General features: G+C 70.6%; 9 protein-coding genes and 1 pseudogene. 2 read left to right on the top strand and 8 right to left on the bottom strand.

Going from position 1 to position 19109, the window contains the following annotated elements:
* Positions 1-129 precede the first annotated feature (129 nt).
* Entirely contained in the window at positions 130-3477 is a 3348-nt protein-coding gene (locus ACFY0O_RS17125) for a BTAD domain-containing putative transcriptional regulator (RefSeq protein ID WP_388947477.1), read from the bottom strand.
* Between the two features lie 326 nt (positions 3478-3803).
* On the opposite strand from ACFY0O_RS17125, the gene ACFY0O_RS17120 reads away from it, so the two are divergent.
* Positions 3804-4142 carry a nuclear transport factor 2 family protein gene (locus tag ACFY0O_RS17120; RefSeq protein WP_388947476.1) on the top strand — a complete coding sequence of 113 codons (339 nt, stop codon included), beginning with the start codon at positions 3804-3806 and terminating at the stop codon, positions 4140-4142.
* 5 nt (positions 4143-4147) lie between these two features.
* Here ACFY0O_RS17120 and ACFY0O_RS17115 read toward each other — a convergent pair.
* The 5 genes and pseudogenes from ACFY0O_RS17115 to ACFY0O_RS17095 all read right to left on the bottom strand — a co-directional run.
* Positions 4148-4342, bottom strand: a pseudogene (locus ACFY0O_RS17115) (Loki-CTERM sorting domain-containing protein); the annotation flags it as partial.
* A gap of 353 nt (positions 4343-4695) precedes the next feature.
* Positions 4696-7716, bottom strand: a complete 3021-nt coding sequence (locus ACFY0O_RS17110; protein ID WP_388947475.1) for a pPIWI_RE module domain-containing protein — start codon at positions 7714-7716, stop codon at positions 4696-4698.
* A gap of 82 nt (positions 7717-7798) precedes the next feature.
* On the bottom strand, positions 7799-11470 hold the full coding sequence (locus ACFY0O_RS17105) for a hypothetical protein (RefSeq protein ID WP_388947474.1): 3672 nt from the start codon (positions 11468-11470) through the stop codon (positions 7799-7801).
* Positions 11463-12698: a hypothetical protein gene (locus ACFY0O_RS17100; RefSeq protein WP_327738243.1), complete on the bottom strand. Its 1236-nt coding sequence runs from the start codon at positions 12696-12698 to the stop codon at positions 11463-11465. The genes ACFY0O_RS17105 and ACFY0O_RS17100 overlap by 8 nt, the downstream gene beginning before the upstream one ends.
* Positions 12695-14347: a PD-(D/E)XK nuclease family protein gene (locus ACFY0O_RS17095; protein ID WP_388947473.1), complete on the bottom strand. Its 1653-nt coding sequence runs from the start codon at positions 14345-14347 to the stop codon at positions 12695-12697. The genes ACFY0O_RS17100 and ACFY0O_RS17095 overlap by 4 nt, the downstream gene beginning before the upstream one ends.
* 160 nt (positions 14348-14507) lie before the next feature.
* On the opposite strand from ACFY0O_RS17095, the gene ACFY0O_RS17090 reads away from it, so the two are divergent.
* The gene (locus ACFY0O_RS17090) at positions 14508-16055 is read left to right on the top strand and encodes a serine/threonine protein kinase (protein ID WP_388947472.1); all 1548 of its coding nucleotides are present in this window, start codon (positions 14508-14510) and stop codon (positions 16053-16055) included.
* A gap of 8 nt (positions 16056-16063) precedes the next feature.
* Here the strand turns inward: ACFY0O_RS17090 and ACFY0O_RS17085 are convergent, their stop codons facing one another.
* Both ACFY0O_RS17085 and ACFY0O_RS17080 read right to left on the bottom strand, forming a co-directional pair.
* A complete protein-coding gene (locus ACFY0O_RS17085; protein ID WP_327738246.1) occupies positions 16064-18142 on the bottom strand; it encodes an N-6 DNA methylase in 2079 nt (692 codons plus the stop codon).
* A 509-nt stretch (positions 18143-18651) separates the two neighbouring features.
* Positions 18652-19104, bottom strand: coding sequence for a very short patch repair endonuclease (locus ACFY0O_RS17080; RefSeq protein WP_388171879.1), 453 nt, complete (start codon positions 19102-19104; stop codon positions 18652-18654).
* Positions 19105-19109 lie beyond the last annotated feature (5 nt).

Raw genomic sequence — 19109 nt, 5'->3', positions numbered from 1 at the left:
CCGGCCCCGGCCCCCAGCTCCCGGCCTCCGGCCCTGGCCCCCGGCCCCGGCCCTGCGGCAGCCCGCGCAGGTCGACCACCCCGGCGCCACCACCACCCCCACCACCCCCACCACCCGCACCGCAGGCGGTCAGCCCAGGGACACCGCGCCGGACACCGGCCCGCCCCCGGACCGCAGGCCCACCCCGGCCGCCGGCTCCGGCACCGCGGGTACCACGGCCGTCCGCAGCGGGCCCACCGCGTCGAGCATCCGCTCCGCCTGGGCCAGTTCCGGCGCCATCCGCCGCTCACGGAACGCCCGTACCGCCGTCTCCAGCAGCTCGCGCGCCCGCGCCCGGTCCGCCGCGCCCCCCGAGGACAGCAGCCGCGCCAGGTCCAGCCGCACCAGCGCCGCCCCGCCGTGGTCCATGATCTGCTCCCGGACCGTCAGGGCCTGCGCGTAGAACCCGCGGGCCGCCTCCCGGCGCCCCAGCTCGGCGTGCGCGTTCCCCAGGTCCCGCAGCAGGTGGCCCTCGCCGATCACGTCACCGTCGTCCCGGCACAGCTCCAGCACCTCGATGAACGTCCGCACCGCCCGCTCGTGCTCCCCCTGCCCCTGCTGGAGCTGGCCCGCCCGCCGCAGGGTCCGCGCCTGCCCGCCGGTGTACCCCACCGAACGGTAGATGCCCAGGGCCTCGTCCAGCCGGGACTGCGCCGCCGCGACCTGGCCCCGGCGCATCCAGATGTGCGCGCTCTGGGTCAGCACGATGGCCCGGCCCACCACGTCACCGACCTGGTCGAAATCCCGCAGCGCCCGGTCGTACAGGGTCAGCGCCCGCTCCTCGTCCCCGCGCATCCGCTCCAGCAGCGCCAGGTCCCGGTGGCAGAGGGCCAGCCCCTGCCGGTCCCCGACCTCCTGGAACAGGTCCAGCGCCGAGGCCAGCGCGGTCCGCGACTCCTCGTGCTGGCTGCGCCCCAGGTAGAGCACGCCCAGCGAACCCAACAGGGCCGCCGTGCCCCGCGTGTTCCCCGCCGCGCGCACGCACTCCAGGGCCAGCTGGTGGGTCCGCTCCCAGTCGTCGAAGTACCCCTTGCCCTCGAACAGGGTGGCCAGCGTCGCCGTCAGGTCCCAGCACAGCTCGTCCATCCCGGCCCGCGCCGAGTGCTCCACGGCCTGCACCAGGTTGGCGTGCTCGCTGTCCAGCCACTCCAGCGGATTCACCAGCAGCTCCGACACACAGCTCTCCGGCGGCGCCCAGCGCGGGGCCGTGCCGTGCAGCACCGTGAAGTCGCCCCCGTAGATCCGCCGGTGCGCCTGCTCGGCCAGCGACAGCCAGCCGCCCAGCATCCGCTCCAGCGCCGCCGTCTGCACGGCGTGCTCGTCGTTGAGGGCCAGCTGCTCCCGGGCGAACACCCGGATGATCTCGTGGAAGCGGTACCGGAACCCGCCGGTGGACTCCACTCCCACCACATCCAGCATCTGCACGTCCACCAGCGGCTCGAACAGGTCCGAGGGGAAGGGCCGGTGGTCGTCGAGGAGCGCCCCGGCCAGCCAGCCCGGCAGGGTCGGCCCCTGGGCGAGGCTCAGCAGCCGCAGCAGCCGACGGTCCTCTCCCCCCAGCCCGTCGTGCGTCAGCGACAGGCTCGCCCGCATGGTCATCTCGCCGTGCGTCAACTCGTCCAGCCGGTAACGCTCGTTGGCCAGCCGCTGCACCATCGAGGCCAGGCTCCAGTGCGGGCGGGCCGCGAGCCGCGCCGCCACGATCCGCAGGGCCAGCGGCAGCCCGCCCACCGTGCGGACCAACGCCTCCGCGGCCACCCGCTCCCGTCCCAGCCGGTCCTCGCCGATCACCCGGCCCAGCAGCTCCAGGGCCCGCTCGGTGTCCATCACGTCCAGCTCGACCCGGTGCGCCCCCGGCAGCGCGGTGAGCCGGACCCGGCTGGTGACCAGGACCGCGCACCGGCTGCTGCCGGGCAGCAGGGGCCACACCTGGCTCTCGGAGGCGGCGTCGTCGAGGACCACCAGGACCCGGCGCCGGGCCAGCAGGGTGCGGTACATCTCGGCCCGCTCGTCCTGGGACTCGGGGATCACCGGGCCGGGGATGCCCAGGGCCCGCAGGAAGCGGCCGAGCACTTCCGCGGCGGTGGCCGGGGATCCCGTGGTGCCCCGCAGGTCGCAGTACAACTGGCCGTCTGGAAAAGCGAGTTCGCCGAGCCGGTGACCCAGATGGGTGGCCAGCGTCGACTTGCCGGTGCCGGGCTTGCCGACGATCACGGCCACCCCCACGGCGCGCCGCCCGTCCTCCCCGAGCAGGATCCGTTCCACCGCCCCGAGCTGCTGCTCGTCCCCGACGAAGTCGGAGGTGTCGGCGGGAAGTTGCCGCGGCACCTCCTCGGCGGCGGCCGGCGCGCTCACGCCGATCCGCCCCACCACATCCGCGCCCCCGGCGACAGGGTCCTTGGTCCCGGGGGAGCCGGGCAGCGAGGCGGCATCCGGCAGGGCGTCCGGCCCGGGCGCGGCCGCTCCCGGCGACCCGACCACGGCGCCCGGGCCCGCGAACGGCCCCGGTCTGGACGCGGCGGCCGCACCGCCCGGCGCCCCGCCCTCCCCCGGCCCCGGTCCGGACGCGGCCGCACCGCCCGGGGCCCCGCCCACCCCCGGCCCGGCCCGGCCGGGATCACCCGCTCCCGCATGCTGCTGCCGGGCCTGCGCGGGCGGCACCTCACCGGAGAGGATCGCCGCCTCCAGCCCCCGCAGTTCACTGCCGGGCTCCAAACCCAGCTCCTCCACGAGGAGTTCCCGCCCGACCCGGTAGGTCTCCAGGGCCTCGGCCTGCCGGCCCGACCGGTACAGGGCCAGCATCAGCTGTCCCCGGAGCCGTTCGCGCAGCGGCTCCTGGCGCACCAGGTTCTGGACCTCCGCGACCAGCTGGTGGTGGCGGCCGAGGTCGAGCTCCAGCTCGATGCGGGTCTCGGTGGCCGTCATCCGCTCCTCGTCGAGCTGGAGGGCCTTGCCCCGCAGGGTCTCGCTGGGGATCCCGCTCAGGCAGGCCCCCTCCCACAACTCCGCTCCCTGCCGCAGCAGTTCGGCGGCGACGCCAAAGCGTCCTTGACGGGCGGCGACCCGGGCTTCGGCGACCCGGCGGCCGAACAGCACGGCGTCGACGAGTTCGCCCCCGGTCTTGAGTACGTACCCGGGCGGACGGGTGGTGATGGCGGCGGCGACCCCTGCCTTGGTGAAGAGCTTGCGCAGCCGCGAGACGCAGATCTGGACCTGGGTGCGGGCGGTGTCGGGGGGCTCGTCCTCCCAGATCAGGTCCACCAGGTAGTCGGTGCTGACGACACGGTCGGCCTCCAGCAGGAGCGCGGCCAGGATGACCTCCTGCCGTCCCGGCGGCACCCGGACGGGTCCTGCCGCGCCGATGACCGAGAGGGGGCCGAGTATCCGGAAGGCCACCGGTTCGGGAGCGTGCTGTGCCCCGCCGGGCGAAACGGTCATGAGTCTCCCAGCTGGAGCCGCGCTTGTGAGGTGGTTGAGCGCCCGGCCAGTCTTGCGAACGTACGAGCTGTTGTCCATGGCGTGGAGATTTCGTGGCGATGAAGCGTCGTTGGCCGAAAACCGCCCCCCGGCCTCCCGGCCCCCGCAGACCCGTCTGTGCAGGCAGGAGCCTTGCGCCGGGCACTTCCGCACGCCGAGGGCGGTTCACTCAGGCCGCGTGATAGGGGCGCGATAGCGGCGAGTTGCGACCCTCCCGGAAGCTGTCCCCACCGCCCCGCACCGCTGGACCGCGACCGCGCGGAGCGGCCGCAGGAAAGGACCCCTCGATGGACAGCCGGTACACCGGACGGCGTGATCCGAGCCGTGTCGTCACCGATTCCGGGGTGGACCACGTACGCCTCGCCTACGACTACCTCGACGCGGGAGACCTCGACGGCTACGGCTCACTCCTGGACGCCGGCGCCCTCGGCACGGAACTGGAGTCCCCCCGCCCACCCGGCGCCCGGCACCTCATCACCCGCATCGTCGCCGACGGGAACTGCGTGGTCGCGATGGGCCGACTGGCCCCCCAACAGCGCGACTTCGTAGACGTGTTCACCCTCTCATCCGAAGGCATGCTCCGCACCTGCCGCCGCTACTACGCCGGAGCACCCTCCCCCCTCTGAGCCCGCTACAGCCAGTCCCGCCTCTTGAAGATGACGTAAAGACCCGTACAGACCACGGCCATCAGCAGAATCGCGAAGGGATACCCGAATCTCCAGCTCAGCTCGGGCATGGCCGCGAAGTTCATCCCGTAGATCGTCCCGACGAGGGTGGGGGCGAAGAGGATGGCGGCCCAGGAGGAGATCTTCTTGATCTCCTCGCCTTCAGGGCGCTGACCTGCGGAAACCAGCCGGAGAGGACCTCTGGCCTGCGGTGATCCGTTTTTCCGGCTCTTTCGCCGTGCTGCCCGTTGATGCGCCCGGTCCTCCCCGGCCGCTCCCCAACGGGCTGCGTTCTCCCCAGTTTCTCCCCAGCGGAGGCAGGTTCTGATGGAGGCTTCTGCTGGCCGCCCGTAACCGTATTGCCTCCTGCGTAGACAGCGACAGACTGCGGTCCAACCAGTCAGAACCCACTGTTTCGGATCAACGTCTTCTTGGAGGTGATTCCCGCTCTGCCGCCGCGGAGCGGGGAACGGCACCCGGTCGGTTTCGCGATGCGAGTGCTGATCGTTCGTGGTCAGCTGTCGAACAACACCAGCTGGTCGGCTGCCTCAACCACGTCCGCCTCCTCTTCGAGACCCGCTGCTTGGCCTTGTGCGGGGTCTGGGTCCTTGACCGGGTCAGAGATCTCGGAGACTTCCGCAGAGGCCTCAGGAGACGCGCGATGCGGCAGGACGTAGTCCTGGCCGAGACCCGCCAAGTGCAGCGGGAGCGGTAGGGAAAGAGCCTCCGGGTAGTCCGGGGGCTGCCGGAGCAGGTGGACTGCGGAGGCGAAGGACTCCGGGGCGTCGCCGGCTTCGGGGTGGCAGCCGAGGACTGCGATCTCGAGGAAATCAGGAGTCCATCCGACCATTCCGGTGTCGATGGTGGGCTCACCCTTGCGCTTGCCCATCCGGATCGGCCGTGGCGCGAGCTTGTCCGCTTCGACGGCGGAAGACTTGAATTGCACCGGCTTGGAGTTGGCCGAGTGAAAGACCCGCCCGTCGGGGCCGTGACCAGCGGGCAGCCACAAGCCGGCTGCGATGCCGTTCGCTCCGCCGGCTGGATGGACGCCCCACCACTGCGGGGTCTCCCTGCCGCGCCCCGTGCGGACGCGGACGAGACGGAGATCGGGGTCGAGGCGCCGGGAATCCGCCTCACCGTCCCGCATGCGGTCGGGTTCGGTACGGCCGTCCTGGAGCCAGGTCCAGTGGGAGCGGGCGTTCTGGGCCTCGACCAGGAGCAGAGTGGGTTCGCGCCGGAGAGAGGTGCGGATTCGCTGCAGCCATTCCTCGGCGCGACGGCGCTGTTCGGCGCGGTCGGCGTGCCAGCTTCGGCGCTTGGGGACGTCTTCCTCGCCGCGCGGCCCGGGCAGCAGAGGACGTACCTCGGCGAGCTGGGTCAGCCTGATCAGCATGGTCGGGTAGGGGACCCAGGCCCCTGCGCCGTAGTCGGCATCCGGATCCCACCCCTGGATCCGGGCCAGCCCCGTGCCCTCTGGGGTCACCAGGACCGCCACCGGTACATCGGTGGCCCACCGGTTCTTACTGGTGCGGTTCCTGCGGACCATCCAGATGGCCGCATGGCGCAGGCCGTCGGGAAGACCACTGGCGATGCCGAGTTCGGGGTATACCCGTGCGCCGAGCTGGCGCAGCCCGTCGTCCCAGGCCATACGGGCGCGGTGGTGCTGGTTGTCGACCGTGTTGTAACCCTTGACCTTCTTGGGTACGGCGAGGAACTGGGTGACGTAGCCCGCGTCGGCGAAGCCGAGTCGCAATGCGAACTTCGGATCATGGTCGGTGCTCGCGAAATCGTCGGCCCGGTCGATTTCTACCAGCGCGAGCGCGGGAGGCGAGCTCGCTTTCGGCACGCGTCCCTTGACGCCGGTGAGCCAGTCGGCGATCTCCGCCCGACGGGAGTGCAGAGCGGCGGAGACGACGGCTTCCTGGCGCCGCGGTCCTTCGGGGAGCTCCAGGCCGTCGGTGAACGAGACCGTGCTGTCGTCGGCTCGACGCTGGACGGGCCGGAAGCAGTTCAGCCGGACGGCTAGTTCAGAGGTGATCCATTCCAGGACAACGGTACTTCCGGCACGGGCGTCGCGATGGGTCGCCTCGTCGGTTTTGGGCGCAGCCGCGGGCAGACCGAGCAGCTCCACGAGTGCCGAGATCGTGGTCTCCCGCAGCTCGGCGGTCTGCCACACCAGCTGAAGTTCGAGGACCGGCCTGTCGTCTTCGTACGGGCCGTTGTAGGCAGAGACCGCGAGGGCGGCGGCGCGCCGCCGTTCGGCCGTCCTGCGCGCCTCATCAGCAGCCTTCTCCTCGGGCTTCACGTTCGCCGGAGGGGCATTGACCGGGCGATTACCAGACAGGACGGACCGGGAGTGGGGCTGTGCGGCGCCGAGTCCTTCGGGCACCGCCTGCTCCGCCCATTCCGTGAGCCGGGAGACCTGGTCCGGCATCAGACCGGGTCCCACCTCGTGACGGCCCATCGCCGTGCGGTAGACGATGCTGGCACGCATCCCGTCGGTGAGCCACTTCTCAGGAGAGGTGAGCAGGTCGTCGACACCGGGCAGTTCGTCACCTAGGACGACTCCACCGAGGAGCCTGGCGGGGCCTCCGTGTGACCAGCGCTCCGAGAAGGTGCCCGTCTCGCGGTCGCGGTACCGCTCCAGCTGAGCGACGGCGAAGCGTTCGCTAAGCGGCACGCCGGGGAGGACAGGAACCCTGGGGCGCAGCAGTACGGTGGTGCGGCTGCCATAGGGAAGGTGCAGGCGCCCGCTCTTTCCGCTCACGCGCGTCGCCCAGCGGCGGATGCTCCAGTGCAGGTGGTAGCGGGGGAGGGGGGCGAAGGGGACGGTGTGCAGGGTGATGTTGAGGACGATCGCGAACCACCACGTGCCCTTGGAGCCGCCCGGCTCGTACGGAACCGGCTGAGAGACGAGCTCGGCGCCCTTGTCGCGGGGCCCGCGAGGCATGGCCCGGAACCGGAGCGCACCGCCTTCGAACGGGTATGGGCCTAGATCGAGCACGCGGCGGGCCAGCCAGTCGGGGGTGAGCGTGAACTGGTGCCCGGCCGGGGTGGCGGTGCCCCCGTCGGTGTGGCCACACGCGACGAGTTCACGTCCTACGGACTCCCACTGTGGAGTGTGTGCGGCGAGTTGGGCACGCACCTCACGGAGCAGGCCGCGGTGCTCGGGTTCGGGACGGATGTCGCGGAGCCAGTGGGCGATGAGAGTACCGAGGACCTCGGTGGGCAGCGGATCGGCAAGGTCGGCGTCCGTGTACAGCCAACGTGCCGAGTCACCTTCGGTGCGAGAGCCGAAAGGCCGTGGCATGGCCAGGACATCGGGGGCGTAAGCCTGGATCGCCTGTTCCAGGGCTCGGGTGGGGGCCGTGCGCCAAGGCTCGGAATCCTTGTCGCGGCCGGCGTTGCAGAGTTCGAGGATGCTGTCGCGCCACTCCTCGGGGAAGGGCAGGGCCCGGTATCGGCCGATGACGGAGATGTCCTGGCAGTCAGGGAGCCAGGCCGTGGTGCGCACGTGGCGGTAGTTCACGGGCATGTCAGGGTCTTCCTGTGAGGTCGGGACGCACGACGTCGGGGAGTCTGTCGTCCGGTGTGGGAAGGAGCCGTGAGTGCTGTTCTCAGGTGGTGCGGTTGAGATGGTCGATCCGACCGAGGGCGCTGTAGAGCGGGGCGTACAGCAGACGGGTGACTGCGGCGTCGGCCGGGTTCGCCGCTCCGGATTCGGCTCCGGGCGACGAAGCGCCGACGAAGTACGGGGCGAGCACGGACCGCACGGCGTGGAGGAGGCCGGGGCCGGGCCGACGGCCGCCGATGGTCCTGACCGCGGGGGCCGAAGCCCACGCGGCGGCCGGGGCGAAGGCCGCGTCCACGAAGAGGACCCGCGCGGGTACGCCGCCGCGTACCAGGCGGCCGATGACCTGCCACATGGTGACCATTTGGTCCCAGGCGAAGGCGCGCTGTTCCCAGGGACGGAGGGCGGAGTAGGCGTAGCGGCGGGAGAGCAGCCGACGCCATTCCTTGCGGGCTTCCTGCCGCAGCGCATGGCCTGCCTGGTCCAGGTTCTCCGCATTGCGGACCAGATCGGTGAAAGTAGCAGGGCCCACGCGGTCGTCGTCGCGTGATTGGTCGCGGATGAAGCGGCTGATCCAGTCGTTGAGGGCGTACACGGACAGGGACAGGTCGTCGGGCCGGGGATGCGGCCGGGCGAGGAAGACGGCGGTGCCGAAGGCTGCCCGGCCCTGGCCGTTGAGAATGTTGTGGCCGCGTTCCACGGCCATCAGCGGGGCCACCAGGATCTCGGCCGTGCGGTCCTCGGCGAAGGTGGCGAGGTCGCCCCGGCGGAGGCTTGCCAGCAGGGCCGGGCCATCCACACCGGGCAGGTGACCCAGGTCGGCGTCGTCCGGTACGAGGACGCGGACCCGGCCCTTCCACCGTTCCGAGCGCTGTCCGTCAATGGTCTCGGCCACGGCGTACGCTTCGCGATAACTGCCGACCAGGACTAGGACGCGCCGGCGGTGGTCGTCGGCGATGCGGGCGAGCTCTTGGTCGAGGACGCTGCCGGCACCTCCGGCGCCGGGCCGGGCGAGCCGGTCGGCCATGGCACGGGCCTGGGGGATCCGAGCTTCGAGCTCGGTGCCGGAGAGCCGCATGGGCTCCCCTGCGGCGTCGTAGAGGAAGTGAGTGGCGAACCGGGTCTGCCCGACACCTTCGAGGGACTTCTTCGACGGCATCAGGACGGCGCCGACAGGAGCGAGGATGTGGGCCCGGGTGGATTCCCCAGCCCAGCTGGTACCTGACATCAGGACGACGTTGGGGCCAGGGCGGCCGATCGCGCGGTCCTCGCCGAGACCGGTGAGGGAGAGCAGCAGCTCGCGGCCGACCCCCGTGCAGCGGAAGAAGCGCAGGGTGCCGCTGGTGCGCCCCACCTCGTCGTAGGTGTCCTCCTGGGGCTGGTATTGATAGCCGAGAACGTTGCCCATGGGGGCTTCGGGGATGATCGGCGCGTAGTCGAGCGGTGCGCGGCGGGCCAGTTCCTTGCCCTGCCGGTCGAGACGGAGAGCGGCTTCCACCATGGGCCACAAATAGGTCAGCCGGTCGAGGCGCTGATGGAGAACGGAGAGGAGGAGCACGAACTCCAGGCGGTCGCGAGTGATGCGCTGCCACTCGTCCCGGTGTTCCGGAGGCAAACGGTCGAGGACCGGCGTTCCTACGAGGAGCGCGTCGAGCAGGGACTGGACCCGGGTACGGGAAGCCACCGGCGACAGCGTGTACAGCAGGTCCTTCGCGACGGCGGACAGAGTCGTGGAGAGCGGGTCCGCGAAGTCCCCGTCGCCAAGCGGATCGTCCCGGAAGTCGTCGAGTACAGCGGTGAGTGCGGCACGGCGAGGATCGGGCTCCGGCACCGCAGTTGTGAAGTCCTCCGCCCCTTCCGAGTCGTCCTCGTACCCTTCGTAGAGGCTCCGCTCGTCTTCGACGGCCCCTTCGACGGGTTCGGGGCGCTCCGGATGGCGTGGTAGCCCGAACCATTCCGCGATCAGCTTCTCCTGCAAGGCCCAGGGGCTGAAGTACTCCTGGTCCACCCACTCGCGGAGGGTGGTGTCCGAGATGAGGCGCTGGTAGATCCGATCGGCGGCGGTGGCGACCACGGAGAGCGCCGCGTTCCACTGCTCCACGTCCCGGTCGGCGAGCAGTAGCCTGCCACGCCTGCTCAACTCCTCGATCTTGTGCGTGTGCAGCTGGTCGAGCCAGGATTCGGTGCCCGGCTTCACCAGGGTCGCTGAAGGAGCGAAGAGTTCGTCGAAGCGCATCTGGACGGAGTCGGCCTCGTCGACGAAGACCAGGTTGCTGCGCAGACAGGCGAGTTCCAGCTGGCGGAGCCGTTCGTCGTTGAGGTGCGCGGGCACGGGGCTCTGGACGAGGCTGGACGGGTTGGCGACCCAGATGAGGCCGTCGACCTGGTGGCGGGCGGCCCGGTGCCGGGGGCACCGTGACCACAGGGGGCAGCCGTGCGGAGTCGCCAGGGCGGTGCCGTTCTGGCCCCGGTTGGCGGGTTGGCGGACTGGTGTCGACTGCACGCCCGAAGGGCGCCATGGCGCGGGCAGCGATGCGGCTTCCGTAGTCGTCCCGGCCTCCTGCGTCTCCTTCTCGGGGTGGAGTCGGGTGCACGGCGCATCGCTGTAGGCGAGTGGTTCGATCGCCTCGTTGCCCCGCAGGGCGTCGGCGATGCAGATGGTGCTGAGATTGTCGAAGGCGGGCGCGTGGTGGTCGAGGAGGTTGTCGTGACCGCGGGAGGCGAGCCTGCGGTGGAGGCGCTGTACATGGGTCTCGCGGGTGGAGACGCCGAGCACGGGGACCGCCGGCAGCCCGACGGTTTCGAACAGTTCGCAGAGCCTCAGCTGTTCGGCCGCATCACCCACTACGAGAGTGGTCCGCATACCGCGTCGGGCCGCGGTGGCGGCGGCCAGGACCATGAAGGTGCTCTTACCCGCCCCGACCATGCCGACCAAGTGCAGTGTGCCGTCCAAGACGATGCGGTCGTGCTCGGTGAAATCTCGGCCGTCGGCGGCACGCGGGGCGATGCGCACCTCGGTGAGTCGCTGCTCCCAGCGGCCCGGCCGCTCGACGCCCTCGTCCTCCTCCACCTCGTCCATCCACCGCGCGGTATCGCGGAGTTGTTCACGGGTGATCTCGATCGGGCCCGATTGGACAGGAGGCCCGGCGCTGAGCTCATGCCCCTCGAGGCCGTCCCCGATCAGGTCGGCCGGAAAGCGGACCGACGCCGCCCGGTTGCCTTCCTGGAACTCGCTGCGTCCTGCCGGCGCGAGCGGCAGCGGGCGGCGCACGAAGTCGGGTACCCGCGAGAGCGCCTCGTCGTAGACCGCGTGGCGGCCGGCCGCCACGGTGGGGACGATGCGGCGGGGCGGGGTCCGCACACCGGACTCCGGCAGGTGGTACGCCCGCAGCCGGTCAGGAACGCGCTGGTACCGGGAAAGGGCCTGACGCCATGCGTGGCTACGGCGCAGTGTCCACAGCAGATGCCGGGCGGCGATGAGGGCCGTCCGATGCTCCTCACCGGCGACCAGGCCCGCGGCTTCGGCGTACGGATATCCGCCGAGGAGGACGTACGCGCTCTCGGCGGGCTGGTCCGGGGCGATGAGTTCGAGCAGGTGCAGGGCCAGTTCGACCTGGCAGAGGTGGGAGGGCTTGAGGCCTTCGAGGCCGGGCTCCCCCGACCAGACCCTCTTCAGTTCCCGGACGACGGATCGGTTCCACTCGTTCTGGTCACGCATGGCGGGCTCCGTCGGGGGTGGTTCGGTCCGTGCGGGTTGCCGTGAGGACTCCAGCACGCGGGCGGGTGCTCGGCTTCCCGATCTCGCGGAGCCGAGCAGCGGCTCGTGATACCAGGGCACGGTCGGTGAGCAGCGGCAATCCACGGGCGCGGGCCGGCCGGGCACGGGCGAAGGCGGCCAGATAGCCGGGTCGGGCGGCAACCCGGTACTGGGGCACGACCCAGAACCCGTCGTCGTATGGCGGGTCGGCCGGCACCGGGCGGGCGGAGCGGCCGAGGAAGACGGGATGGGCCCAGTCCTTGACGTCGATGGCCCAGCGGTGCCCGTCGGGGAACGTGACCAGCAGGTCGTAGGCGTCGTACCCGGGCCACATCCGCACATCGAGGCTCAGGTCGAGTAGCTGTCGCTCCAGATCGGCCTCGGCCCGTCCCGGCCCGGTGACGAACTGCCTCAGAGGCCGCTCGAGTTGGACGGGCCGTCCGGTCGTAGCCCGTTCCAGTCGCCGTCCCAGCGGAGCCGGCCCGGTCCGGCGGCACCGGTCCCTTTCACACCACCATGAGCCGTCGCGTACGGGAACCAGCAGGGTGAGGCAGCGCCCGCAGGTGGTGTAGTGGTCGTTGCGGAGGTAGCTGTCGGGCACGTCCTGGTAGATTCGCATGATCAGTTCGTGGACGGGATCGAGGACCAGATCGCCACCGAGAGCGGACAGTTCGGCGACGGTGAGCACCGGGCGCCGGACGAGGAGCCTCCTGAATTCTGTGTACGCCTCCTCCTCGCCGTGCTCACGGCAGAGCCTCAGTGCGGTGTGCACGATCATGCGGTCGCGGAACCGGGCGGCGGAGTCGGGACAGCGCTCGGCCCACTCGTGGCACAGGTCACCGGGCCTCCCAGACACCGGGTCGAGAAGCATGTCCTGCGGACCTGCCGCGTCGACGGGGAGGTCGAGGGGCCACTCGGCGAGGGGCAGGGTGCGGCAGCGGTCGATCAGCTCGGCGAGCGACGCGGGTGGTTCCTCACCGCGCACGAGGCAGGCGAGAGCCGTGCGGTCGAGCGCACGCTGGGCCTCGGCGGGATAGGGCAGGGTGAAGGACTCCAGGCCGGCGGTGTGCTCCAAGATGAGCAGCGCCTGGGCGAGCGTCTTCAGCAAGGGCACGCCCTCGTGGGCGGCCCACTCCTCGGCGGGCAGTGGAAGGAAGTCGTCGCTCATGGGGGCGTTCGGGCGGGTCATGCCGCACCGTCCACGGTTTTGGTGCGTTCGCGGCCCGTGGCGCACCAGCCGTGAACGTCGCATGCACGGCAGTCGGTCCCGGAGGAGGGCGCGGCCTGATAGCCGCGGTCGGCGGCCCAGTCGGCAACGAGCTCGCGGAGCAGCGCACGGGCACGGTCGACGGTACGCGAGTCGTGGGGGTCGAGCTCTTCGAGGCGGGCACCGTCGGGTCGCAGCACCTCCAGTTCGATGCGGGAGCGGAGGGCGTCGCCGCCGAGGACGCCTCCTTCGACAAGGAGGACGGCGAGAGCCAGCTGTGGGTACTGCCGCATCAGCCCTCCGGCGTGGGCGTAGGTGCTCGTGGTCGTCTTGGTCTCGCGGACCACCACGCCACCCCGGTCGGTGTGGACCAGGTCGCAGTCCGCGACGAGCACCACGTCGGCTTGCGGGTCGTAGGCGACGATCCGCCGTTGCGGTTCGACCGTCTCGTGATCGGCCAGTCCGTCGAAGGGGCAGTGGGACCGGTGCTGGTGGAGCATGGCGAGGGCTTGGTACTGCTCGTCGGCCGTGAGTCCAGGTAGGCGCTCGGGGAGGGGCACCGCACGGCAGGATCCACGGGCGGGATCTGCATGCCGCTCGTTCAGCCAGGCGTCAACAGCCCGTCCCCGGCGGATGGCGGCGCTCTCAGTGCGTCCGTCGCGGAGCTTGAGTACGCGGGTGGCGTGGTACTGCTCGGCGCAGTTCCCGTAGGCCCGCAGGTCGCTGACGGACAGACTGCGGCGTTTCCGTGGAGTGGCGGCCACGCCGAGGAGTCCCGGAACCCGGGGGAGGGCCACGCAGTCGGGCAGTCCCACGCAACGGACGCAGTCGGCGCTCGGGCGGGCCTCGGTGGCGTCGGCGAGGTCGGCCATCGAGGCAGCGACCTCGGCTCTCAGATAGCGCTGTTCGGTCTCCTCAGCCGTCCAGTCGGCGAGTGTCTCCGTACGTCCGTCGGCGAGCCCTACTCCGATCACACGGATCCGCTCCGGCCGGACGTGAGGTCCGGGGAGGGGAGTGGAAGGGGCGCCGAACGGCGTCAGGGAGGGGGCGCCGGTCAGTAGGACGTGGGCGACCGCCGCGATCTCTACCGCCGGCCTGTCCCGCTTCACGGTGCCCAGGGACGGAATCCAGATCTCGCGTACGCGCCCGTCCTGCGAGGCGTACCCTCGCCCCCACACGGTGCGTTCGTACTGCGTCACCCCACGGGCATCCGGCTGCGCGAGCTTTTTGCTCCCGGCGACCCAGGCAGGGGCGACTGGCAGGAGGGGGGACTGGTTTGCCGCGCCCCGCGCAGCTTCCTGCTCCGTCCTGGCGGTCAGGTAGTGGCGGGCGGCCTCGCTGGCCCAGGCGACATGGACTGGGGTGCACCTGCGGAAATTCGCCGGATCCGCCGCAGCCTGGTCGAGGCTCCGGCCGGCGTGTTCGACAGCGTCGAGGAGAGCGAAGAACGGCTTGAAGGAGAAGTCCTCGACCGGCTTTGCAGGGAGCCGTCCCGGCGCCTTGACCAGGGCCCTGGCCCGCAGCGCGCGGCCCAGGGGGCAACCGGCAGGGTCGGGCCGAACCAGCGAGGCACCGATCCGCAGCAGGGTGCTGTCCCCGATGGAGTGTGGCGGCTTGCGGAACGCGGTCATGGGCCGCTCCTCGTGGCTGGTCGTCGGATGGTCCCTCGGTCGACTCTGGAAGAACCATGGCGCGGGGCTGTGAACAAAGTCAAGCGATGCCATGAGGGTGCGTCAGTTTCCGCTACTCTGTGCCTCGGTCTGGATCACCCAGGAACGGGGAGGCGTCCACGTGGAGCGCGGAAAGATCGTTGATGGACGTTTCCGGATCGACGGAACCCCGTCCGTAGGCGGGATGGGTGCGGTATGTCGTGCGACCGACCTGACGGACAACTCCGTTGTCGCCGTCAAGTTCCTCATTCCCGACGCCGCGAGGTCCGCCCTGGACGGCTGGAGCGTCGAGCCGACGCTCACGGAGTTGCGGCGCTTCGAGCGAGAGATTCGTTTGTACGACCGTCTGGGTGGTGAAGGCGTCCCGTTCTTGGTGCACCACGGCCGTTTCCGGCGCCGCCCCTATCTGGTGATGCAGTACATCGAGGGAACTGACCTGCGGAAATACCTGAATACGAACCGCAGGCACGTCGGAGTGGCGGTCTCCGTCGCTGTCCAGATCCTGGAGACCCTGGCCCGAGTACATGAAGCGGACACGGTGCACCGTGACGTCAAGCCCCACAACATCCTCTTGGAGAATGCCACCGGTCGTGCCTACCTGGGTGACTTCGGCATCGCCCTGCTCACCGATCACGACGCGACCCGGTACACCGAAGGGCAGACCCCGGGCACGATGGGGTACAAGGCTCCGGAGGTTCTCGACGGGGAGGAGAACCCCACGGGTGCGGCGGATGTCTATGCCGTAGCCTGCCTGTTCTTCGAACTGGCGGCAGGCCGGCCAGTCTTCGTCCACCCGGCAAGTGACATCCAGATGGCGCAGGCCCATTTGCATGAACCACCGCCCCGTCTCGACCGGGTTCTGCCTGGCTTCCCCTCCCAGTTGGCAGACCTGGTCGACTGGATGCTCGCCAAGGACCCTGCTCGGCGTCCTTCCGCGCGCAGTGCCGCCGAGGCGTTGCGGCCGTACCTGCCCCAGCCCGACGACCCCGAGCCGGACCCGGCGGTCTACCCCGACCTCACTCTTCCCTTCCGGCGGCCGGCACCTTTGGTTCATCACGAGCCGAGGCGCGCCGCACGTCAGGGGGGCCGCTCCCGGGTTCGGCGCCCCGGGGGTGCCGTCGACCGGGACGGCCTCAAGCACGCTCTCGCCACGGCGTACGACGAGATCCACGGTGCCGGCTCAGTGCCGGGTCCGGTGGCCCAGCGGTTGACGGAGTTGCTTTCTCCGGCACAGAGGCGCTGGGGAGTGTTCGATTCCGATGTGCTCACGGCGCGCGTCCTCGTCGCTGACCGGGAGCGGATCCATCATGAAGGAGTTGGCGCGGACAAGCGGTACCGGGACGTCGTCCGTGACCTGAGGGGTGTGGCTCAGCCCGGCGAGCCGGCGTTCGCGGCGCTACTCGCGGCCCGCCTGGGGTTGGTGGAATGCCGAGTGTCGTTGCCGGGCCAACGGGACGAGGCTCTCGCCGAGTGGGCGCGGTGCGCGGCGCAGGTCTGGACTGCACCTGTAGACGGACTCCTCGGGCAGCGCCACCTGCTGTCGCTCGTCCGCGAGCTCGGTGCGTTCATGGCCGAGTGCCCGGAGAGGGACTGCTCGCACTCCGAATGTCGTCCGCCGGAACTGATCGAAGTCGTCCTGAACGACTTGCCGGAGGCAGGTCAGGGCTGAGTCGACGCTCAGCGGTACTCCAGGCGCCCCGTCGCCAGGAGCGCGGACAGCCCGTCGCTCAGCTCTCGTCCGACGCCCCCCAATTCCGCGAGTGCCTTTTCCATCTCGACCAGCTTCCTGTGCACTTGGCCGTACGCCTGCTGTTCCTCCAGCGGCAGCCGCAGCGCGTGGAGTCGGCGGACGTCAACCCGCGAGGTGTTCGAAGCATGGGTACCGGCTCGCCTGGCATTCGACCTCTCCCGCAAGCAGGCGGCTAGGAACCACGGGTCGAGGCGTTCTGGATCGACTCGGAGGCGGTACACGTGGTGGCCCAGAGCTCGCGGAGCGGCCGTCTCGACCCATGCGTCGAAGCCGTGTGCGGTCGCTACGACGACCACGTCACCGAACGACGTCAGCGGGAACAGACCGTCCTGGTCCGCTTGTTCGGCGGCAGTCCGGTCGAGCCACTGCTGTTCTTCCGGGCCGATCGCGACGAGGCCTGTGACCAGTCTGACCCCGTCGTCCGGGACGTCGCCCCGCCGTACCGTTTCCTCCGGCAAGGCGATGCCGGAGAGGATGCTGAGGGCCTTCGCCCGTTCCAGTTCGGCGACACTCACGGTCCCCAGACTGACGGTGCCCTGCACCGCAGAGAGTTCGCGCAGGGACCTCCCCGCGTCCTGGGTGGCGAGTAGCCCCTTCTCGTACCGGGTCCACAGGCGCCGCAGGTCCACCGGCCTCGTCGGTCCAGCGGCCGCGGCGTGCCGGGCCGGCGTGAGGTCGGTTTCCTCGCCGAGCAGGTCGGTCACTGGAACGGACACGATGCCAGGCCCTTCACCGCCCTGAAGTGCGCTGAGAACCCGGTCTCCTATCGCATCCCAGTCGATGGCCGGTAGGCGGGAGGCCGAGACTGTGGATGGTGTGTGGCGGCAGTCCGACGTGTCCACCAAGACCACCGAGTCTTGGGAGCGCGGCGCGGGCGCGGCGAGGACCCACAGATGGAGTCCGATTCCGTAGGGCGGCGCGGCCCCGGCCGGCAGAGCGACCACCGCGCGGATCACTCCAGCCCGGAGCAGGCCTGCACGGATGCGCCGCCCGGCCCGGCGGGCGGCCACCCCCGGAGGCAGGAGGACCACGGCCACACCGCCGTGCCCGGTGGCGCCGGCGCCCTTCCCGTGATCCAGCATGGAGACGACGTGTTGGACCCATGCGAGTTCTGATTCCGTGCGGGGCGGTTGTCCGTACGTCCAGCGCCGGTCCGTGGCGAGTTCCGTGTGGCCCCAGTCGCGTTCGTTGGCAGGCGGATTGCAGAGTACGACGTCGACCGGTTCGGACGGCGGGCGCAAGGTGTCCCGCAGCGTGTCCATGGCGGTGACCGAGACCAACGCCTGCTGTCCGGCCTCCAGGATCAGCCTGGCGTCTGCGATCGAGGATAGAACCGGGTCGCCATCGTTCCCCAGGAGCCCAAGAGGGCGGAGGTCGCTCCCCACTTCTGGCTCGGACCATCGGCGGGCCGCGGCGAGCAGCAGCGTGCCGGTGCCGCAGGCGGGATCGGCCACCGTCCGTACCGGCTCCGCCCCGCGCGCTGCAGCCGCGATGGCAGCCATCAGGGTGGCGAGCGGGGCCGGCGTGGTTGCGATCTGCCGGACGTGCGTGCCAAGCCACCGGTCGAGCAGGAACCGGAAGGTCTCGGCTCCGCCCTCGGTGCCAGCCATGCGCACGGCCTCGTCCACGAGCGCCTGCTCCGCCGGGTCCAGCGCTACATCATCCTCTGTGCGGCCGGTCACCGACGCCCTGTCAGCCGCCGAAGCACTAGCGAGTCGTGCGCCGACACCCGCGACCACTCGACCCATCCGGTCCCGATCACCCAGGTCCGCGACCCGCGGCCACAAGCGTTCCAGCGGACCGGCGGTCGCCGCGATCTTGTCGTTTTGCTTGAGCCATTCCTCGACAGCCTCGAGGGCGAACTGCGGGCTGGCGTCGGTGCCACCGACCGGCTCGGGGAAGTCAGGGTGCCTGCGCCGCCAGTTGCTCACCGCCGCGCGACCTACCCCCGCGAGGCGGGCGATCGCCGCCAGGGTCACCGACACTTGATCCGTACGTTGGGCCATCTCGCTCCTCCCGGAACGCCAGGTGCCGACAGCCGTCCCGCATGAGCAAGAAGCCGGCACGTAATCTGTAGCTTGACTGTGCTTTCAGTGTATCGATCCAGGGTGCCGGGCACATCTACCGGATCTGGTGTTCCGACTCACCCGCTCGCTGTGTGTGACGCTTTCCCATACGCGTGTACGGGATGAAGGGGAGACGCCGCTGAGTGGTCGGCTGATGTCCTGGAACCGGCGCAGACTGCGATCTTGGACAGCGCCACACCAGCCGCCGTTCGGTCGAGCGCCTGCCGCGCGGTGCCCCAACCTCTGCCGGTCCGTGGGGTGCCACTCGTTCACCGGCTTCGCCCGTGCACCAACGAGCGGTGATCGCTCAGCCTGTCGTGTTCATCGCCGGTCAGGGCAGGTATGTGCACCCGTCAGCGATTGACGAACCGGGTGTTTCAGTGGGAGTTGTAACGTCCTAGTCGCGGCGATGTCGTCGTCGTCCGTGGCGGTGCTGTTCCGGCCTGGAGTCACGTGTCGACGTCCCGGGCGTCCAGCCGCAGGGCGAGGGGATGGCCCCGGGTGGCGAGGGCCGCCGTCACGCGTCGAACAGCACCGTCCACGCTTTCGTGCTCCCAGATGCGGAGTGGCAGCCAGCCCAGGAGCACGAGGTGCGCGTCGGTCTCCTCGTCCCGGCGAACGTTGGTGTCGAACTTCCTGCGCCACCAGTCGGAGTTGTGCTTCGGAGCGTGCTGATGTGTCGGGCAGGCGTGCCAGAAGCAGCCTTGGACGAACACCGCCGTCCGCCAGCGCGTGAAGGTGACATCAGCGCGCCGACGCGGCATTCCTGGGATCGGCAGGTCCACGCGGTAGCGGAAGCCCAACGCGTGTAGGGCGCGGCGCAGCGCCAGCTCCGGCGCAGTGTCCCGGTTGCGTTGGGCGGTCATCACCTTCCGGACGTTGGCGTCCCGCGGCGCTGGCACGCCCC

The organism is Streptomyces sp. NPDC001594 (assembly GCF_042893675.1).
Taxonomy (GTDB): domain Bacteria; phylum Actinomycetota; class Actinomycetes; order Streptomycetales; family Streptomycetaceae; genus Streptomyces.
The sequence above is the reverse complement of the archived record's forward strand: the minus strand, read 5'-3'. Positions and strand labels throughout refer to the sequence as shown.

Coding starts and splice junctions, on each gene's coding strand:
- ACFY0O_RS17125 (WP_388947477.1), bottom strand. CDS start 3,477: ATGACCGTTTCGCCCGGCGGGGCACAGCACGCTCCCGAACCGGTGGCC.
- ACFY0O_RS17120 (WP_388947476.1), top strand. CDS start 3,804: ATGGACAGCCGGTACACCGGACGGCGTGATCCGAGCCGTGTCGTCACC.
- ACFY0O_RS17110 (WP_388947475.1), bottom strand. CDS start 7,716: ATGCCCGTGAACTACCGCCACGTGCGCACCACGGCCTGGCTCCCTGAC.
- ACFY0O_RS17105 (WP_388947474.1), bottom strand. CDS start 11,470: ATGCGTGACCAGAACGAGTGGAACCGATCCGTCGTCCGGGAACTGAAG.
- ACFY0O_RS17100 (WP_327738243.1), bottom strand. CDS start 12,698: ATGACCCGCCCGAACGCCCCCATGAGCGACGACTTCCTTCCACTGCCC.
- ACFY0O_RS17095 (WP_388947473.1), bottom strand. CDS start 14,347: ATGACCGCGTTCCGCAAGCCGCCACACTCCATCGGGGACAGCACCCTG.
- ACFY0O_RS17085 (WP_327738246.1), bottom strand. CDS start 18,142: ATGGCCCAACGTACGGATCAAGTGTCGGTGACCCTGGCGGCGATCGCC.